The organism is Blastomonas sp. UPD001, from assembly GCF_003426715.1.
Taxonomy (GTDB): domain Bacteria; phylum Pseudomonadota; class Alphaproteobacteria; order Sphingomonadales; family Sphingomonadaceae; genus Blastomonas.
In genome coordinates this window covers 1-5,920 of sequence record NZ_QKVT01000001.1, presented here as the reverse complement: position 1 = coordinate 5,920, position 5,920 = coordinate 1, and the positions used below count along the sequence as shown (strand labels likewise).

Annotated in this window: 4 protein-coding genes; 1 reads left to right on the top strand and 3 read right to left on the bottom strand. The window is 64.8% G+C overall.

Features of this window, described 5'->3' with window-relative positions; genetic code table 11:
• Window positions 1-214 precede the first annotated feature (214 nt).
• Window positions 215-1,726, bottom strand: a complete 1,512-nt coding sequence (locus DM995_RS00020) for an alkaline phosphatase family protein (RefSeq protein ID WP_116968081.1) — start codon at window positions 1,724-1,726, stop codon at window positions 215-217.
• A gap of 154 nt (window positions 1,727-1,880) precedes the next feature.
• Here DM995_RS00020 and ppc point away from each other — a divergent pair, with 154 nt between their 5' ends.
• Window positions 1,881-4,571: a phosphoenolpyruvate carboxylase gene (gene ppc / locus DM995_RS00015; RefSeq protein WP_116970238.1), complete on the top strand. Its 2,691-nt coding sequence runs from the start codon at window positions 1,881-1,883 to the stop codon at window positions 4,569-4,571.
• Between the two features lie 10 nt (window positions 4,572-4,581).
• Here ppc and DM995_RS00010 read toward each other — a convergent pair whose 3' ends face one another.
• Window positions 4,582-5,496, bottom strand: a complete 915-nt coding sequence (locus DM995_RS00010) for a hypothetical protein (RefSeq protein WP_116968080.1) — start codon at window positions 5,494-5,496, stop codon at window positions 4,582-4,584.
• 7 nt (window positions 5,497-5,503) lie between these two features.
• Window positions 5,504-5,908 (bottom strand): hypothetical protein, encoded by a 405-nt coding sequence (locus tag DM995_RS00005; protein ID WP_116968079.1) that lies wholly within the window; start codon window positions 5,906-5,908, stop codon window positions 5,504-5,506.
• Between the last annotated feature and the right edge of the window lie 12 nt (window positions 5,909-5,920).

Here is a 5,920-nt window from a genome sequence, read left to right as displayed (position 1 = left end):
GGAGGGGAGAGAGCAGAGCCTCATCCCCCTCCCCCTTGATGGGGGAGGCGCGAGGGTTGGCGACGAAGGAGCCTAGCCGCAGCGGTGGGGGTGCTGGTGCGGCTGGATGCAACGGCATTCCGCCAGTCGACATTGTGCAATCCGGAGAGAACACCCCCACCCCACACTCCCCCATCGAGGCGGAGGGCCTTACGGTGCCATCAGTCTGCAGCGATCAAAGCCCCAGAATGTGCTTCGCGATGTGATAGATGCTGTGCTGTTCGAGCGTGCCGTGGAACAGCTGCGCCTGCGGGCCGGCGGCCTTGACCACGACATCCTCGCCGCCATGCGTCTCGCCCGAGGTCGGCACCAGCGACTGCTGGAGATAGTTGAGCGCTTCGGTATCCTCCTGCGCCGGGTCGGCGCGCGGTTCGCCCACCTTGGCGCCGGGGCCGTTCGCGTAGCCGAGCGTCGTATAGGCCTTGCCGTCCCTGGCGGTGATCGGTTCGCCGTCCTCGGTCACGCTGGCGAGGCCGAAGATCGAATTGCCGCGCGGCGGATAGCCCGCGATGGTGAAGACATGGCTGTGATCGGCCGTGACCAGCACCAAGGTCTCGTCGAGGTTCACCAGCTCCAGGGCCTTGGCGATCGCCGCATCGAACGCGACGGTATCGTCGAGCGCGCGGTGCGCGTTGCCGCCATGATGCGCATGGTCGATGCGCCCGCCCTCGACCATCAGCACATAGCCCTGCTCGGACGAGCCGAGCTTCTTCACCGCCAACTCGACCATCTCGGCGAGCGAGGGTTCTCCTGCCTTGTCCTTCGCGCGGTCGGCCTCGAACTGCATGTGGCTGGGCTCGAACAGGCCGAAGACCGGCGCGCTGTCCGCCGGGTTGAGCGCGGCGAACTGGCTGGCATTCCAGACATACTGGCCCTTCGGGTGCTTCTTCTTCCACTCGGCGACCAGATCGCGGCCGTCGGCGCGATTGCCCTTCTTGTCGGCATATTCGGGGTCCGATTGCGTGTTGGGCATGAACGCGGCGCGGCCACCGCCGAGCACCAGCTTCAGGCCCCTGGCATGCGGCCATTCGACCAACTGGCGCGCGATGTCGCGGCACGCAGCGCCGGCGGGCAGCTCGCCATCCGATTCCCAATTGCGGTCGACGCTGTGCGCATAAGTCGAGGCGGGCGTCGCGTGCGTGATGCGCGCGGTGGAGATGACGCCGAGCGCCTTGCCCGCGCTTTCGGCTTGCTCGAACAGGGTGGGCACGTCCTTGCCCGCCGCCGTCTCGCACTTGCCGCGCAGCGCCGCCGGAGCGACCGACAGCATGCCCGAGCGGGTCTTGGTACCGGTCACCAGCGCGGTGGCGGTCGCGGCGGAATCGGCGACCTGGAAATCATGGCTATAGGTCTTCACCATCGCCGAATAGGGCATGGCATCGATCGCGGTCTCGTTCGATTCGCCGTCGCGCCCCGCCTTCTGCCCCTCCCAGATGCGCCCGGCGGTGAGCGTGCTTACCCCCATGCCGTCGCCGATGAAGATGATGAGGTTCTTGGCCTTGCCGTTGCGCGCCGGCATCGCAAGCCGAGCCTGGAGCTGCGCCTGGCCCTGCGCGGCATAATCGGCAGCAGTCTGTTCCGCGCGCTGCTTGTCCGGTGCGGCTTCCCCGGGCGCATTGTGCTGCGCCAGCACGGGCGCGGACCACAGAGTGGCAAGACACAACAGGGTGGCAAGCGGGCGGTTCATGGCGCAGTCTCCTCCAAAGCTGTCGCCGCTCTGTCACGAAGCCGTGACAAATTCGAGACTTTTCCGGCATGCACGCGACCAATCGACTGCAATCGTTTGCACATTGCCTATGCGCGCTCTTGACCCAATCCATTTTGCAGCGCAGCATGCGCGGATGGCCGACATTGACACCGCTCCCCCCGCCCCCATCAGCCAGAATCCCGATATCCGCTATCTCGGCCGGATATTGGGCGACGTCATCCGCGCCTATGGCGGCGAGAAGCTGTTCCGGCAGACCGAATATATCCGCTCGGCCAGCGTCGACCGGCACCGCGGCATCGCGGGCGCCGACGAGATCGATACCGGGCTAGAGGCGCTGAGCCTCGACGACACATTGTCGTTCGTGCGCGGCTTCATGCTGTTCTCGATGCTCGCGAACCTCGCCGAGGACCGCCAGGGCGTTGCGCAGGAAAATGGCGCGACGGTGGCCGAAGCGGTGGCGCGACTGCGCGAGCATGGGGTCAGCGACACCGCTATTTCCGATTTGCTCGACCAGAGCCTGATCGTTCCCGTGCTCACCGCGCACCCGACGGAGGTGCGGCGCAAGTCGATGATCGACCACAAGAACCGCGTCGCCGATCTGATGAAGCTGCGCGACGCGGGGCTCGACGAGACCCCCAGCGGCGACCGGATCGACGAGGCGCTGCGCCGGCAGATTGCGCTGCTCTGGCAGACCCGGCCGCTGCGCCGCGAGCGGCTGATCGTCGCCGACGAGGTGGAGAATGCGCGCGCCTATATGCAGGACGTGTTCCTGCCGGTGCTGCCAATGCTCTATGCCCGCTGGGAGCGTGTGCTGGGCCATCGCCCTCCCGCGTTCCTGCGGCTGGGCAGCTGGATCGGCGGCGACCGCGACGGCAATCCGTTCGTTACCGCCGATGCGCTGCGCCATGCGCTGGGACGGCACGCGGAAACCGCCCTCGTCCATTATCTCGATGGCGTGCACGCGCTGGGCCAGGATCTCAGCATCGCCACCGGGCTGTCGCAGACGCCGCAGGCGGTGCTCGATCTCGCCGAGCGCAGCGGCGACAATGCGCCCAGCCGCGCCGACGAGCCTTATCGCCGCGCGCTCGCCGGAATCTACGCGCGGCTGTGCGCCACGCATGTCGCGCTGTCGGGCAAGCAGCCGCCGCGCCCCTCGGCGATTGCAGGCGAGCCCTATGCCAGCCCCGGCGACCTGCGGCGCGATCTGGTGGTGCTCGCCAATGGCCTGGCCGATGACGGCGCGGGGCTGCTGGCGAGCGGCGGCGCGCTGGGCCGGCTGATCCGCGCGGTCGAGATATTCGGCTTCCATCTCGCCACGCTCGACCTGCGCCAGAACAGCGACGTGCACGAGCGCGTCGTCGGCGAACTGCTCAAGGTCGCGGGCGTGTGCGACGACTATGCCGCGCTCGACGAGGCCGCGCGCATCGCGCTGCTGCGCGCCGAGCTCGGCCATTCGCGGCTGCTGATCAACCGCTGGCACGACTATGGCGAGGAGACGCTCAAGGAGCTCGCGATCATCGAGGCGGCGGCGCAGGCCCACGCGCTGTACGGGCCGCAATCGATCACCGCGTACAATATCAGCAAGGCCGAGAGCGTCTCGGACATGCTCGAGGTCAACCTGCTGCTCAAGGAAGCCGGGCTGTTCCGCCCCGGACCCGTGCCGCACGCGGCGATCATGGCGGTGCCGCTGTTCGAGACGATCGGCGACCTCGAAAACGCGCCGCAGATCATGCGCGCCTATTTCGCGCTGCCCGAGATCGCCGCGCTGGTAAAGGCGCGCGGCTATCAGGAGGTGATGGTCGGCTATTCGGACAGCAACAAGGATGGCGGTTATCTCACCTCCACCTGGTCGCTCAACCATGCCAGCCGCGCACTGGCGAAGGTGTTCGAGGAAACCGGCATCGCGATGCAGCTGTTCCACGGGCGCGGCGGCGCGGTCGGGCGCGGCGGCGGGTCGAGCTTCGCCGCGATCCGCGCGCAGCCCAAGGGCACGGTGCAGGGGCGCATCCGCATCACCGAACAGGGCGAGGTCATCGCGGCCAAATACGGCACGGTGGAAAGCGCCGAACTCAATCTCGAGGCGATCACCTCTGCCGCGCTCATCGCGACGCTCGACCATGACGGGCTGAGCGAGGCTGACGAATCCCGATTTGCCGCGGCGATGGACATGATCTCGCGCGATGCCTTCCGCGCCTATCGCGGTCTGGTCTACGGCACCGAGGGTTTCAACCAGTTCTTCCGCGCCGCGACCCCGGTCAGCGAGATTGCCGACCTCAAGATCGGATCGCGCCCGGCCAGCCGCTCCAAGAGCCAGCGGATCGAGGACCTGCGCGCCATCCCCTGGGTGTTCAGCTGGGCGCAGGCGCGCATCATGCTGCCCGGCTGGTATGGCGTCGGCCAGGCTTTGGGCGGCTTTGCCGACAAGGCGCTGCTCGCCGACATGGCGCAGGGCTGGCCCTTCTTCCAGGCGCTGCTCGGCAATATGGAGATGGTGCTGGCCAAGTCGGACATGACCATCGCGCGCCATTACGCCGGGCTGGTGCCCGACGAGGCGCTGCGCGAGAATGTCTTCGGGCAGATCCGTTCCGGATGGCAGGCGGCGCACGACAATCTGCTGAGCGTCACCGGCCAGTCGCGGCTGCTGGCGAACAACCCCGCGCTCGACACCTCGATCCGGCTGCGGCTGCCCTATATCGAGCCGCTGAACCTGCTGCAGATCGAACTCATCAAGCGCCACCGCGCGGGCGAGGCCGACGAGCGGATTTCCGAAGGCATCCAGCTGTCAATCAACGCGATCGCGACGGCGCTCAGGAACAGCGGGTGATGGGTTTAGGCTAGCGCAGCAGAATCTGCGCGCTGCCATGGCCGTGCGGATAAACGACCTTTTTTGCGCCGAACGCCGCCTGCGACGCATCGCGCCACCGTCCGAACTCGGAAATGTCGGGTTCGATATCCTCGGGATAGAGATAGGTGATCCGCACATCTGTGCCACGGATCAGATAATGGATTTCGTCCCAGCGGCGGCTGAGCGGTTCCATGGCCCACAGCTCGAACAGCGTGTCGCGATACTTGTCATAGTCCGGGTGGCCGCACGCAATGTAGCTCCCCCGGTCCCAGAAGCGCGCGATGCTGATATATCCGCTTTCCACAACCGCGATCATCAGCGTGCCCAGGGGACTGAAGCTGGTCTCCGCGCGCAGGGTTGAAGCGAGATCGGCGATGAGCCAGGCCTTTCGTTCCTCGTCAGCACTAGCAGGCCTCGGTCTTCGCAACCGCCCGCCCGATAACAACTTGCCCTTGAGCAGAATTTTGGGCCCGCCCTGCCGTGCCGGCGCAAGACGCGGTGTGGGATACCGATTCTCGGGATAGACGATCGGACCATTGCCGAAATACGAGGCGATCACAACGTCCCGATCATCGAAAGCATGGCCGTCGGGTGCGATGTCCTCGTCGTAAACAAAGTTCGTGGACAAGGTGCCATTCTGCACGAACAGCGCAAAAGCTGCCCATCGCTTGCTCATCGGGGGCACATGATCGAGATCGAGCAGCAGATCGACATTCTCGTGATCTATTAGATCGATAGCGGAACATTCGATCCGATCGTCTCGCCCAACAAAAACGTCGTAGCCAACGCCTATCTCATGGCTGCACAGCAGCAGGATACCACGATTTTGCTGACCGTGCTTGCGCACGAGATTGCGCGCAACCTGTGCCAAGGTGTCGGAAACTTCCTCCTGCCAATCGGTCATCGGCCCCTCATAATGTCCAGTGATCCTCTGGCATTTCCGGATAAACGATCGGCTTCTCACCGAAATAGGAGAATACCGCGGCAGATCTACGATCAGGACCGATGTCTTCCAGATAGACAAGTTTGGTCGAAAATTTTCCGTCCCGAACGAACAGTTCCAACTGCTCGAACTGGTGGGTCATCGGGACGGCATATTTGATGTCAAAGAGCAGGTCGTGTGCAAGATCGTCACGGCGGTCCGAATTCTGATACTCCACGAACTCGCCCTTATCGACAAAAACGTCATAACCAATGCCGACCTCAAAATCGCATATCAGCAATATACCGCCAGACTCGTTGTTATACTTCGTTGCCAGGCACTGAGAAATGTCATGCAGGCAATCTGCCACCACGTTGCGCCAGTCTTCCATCATGACTTACCCCTG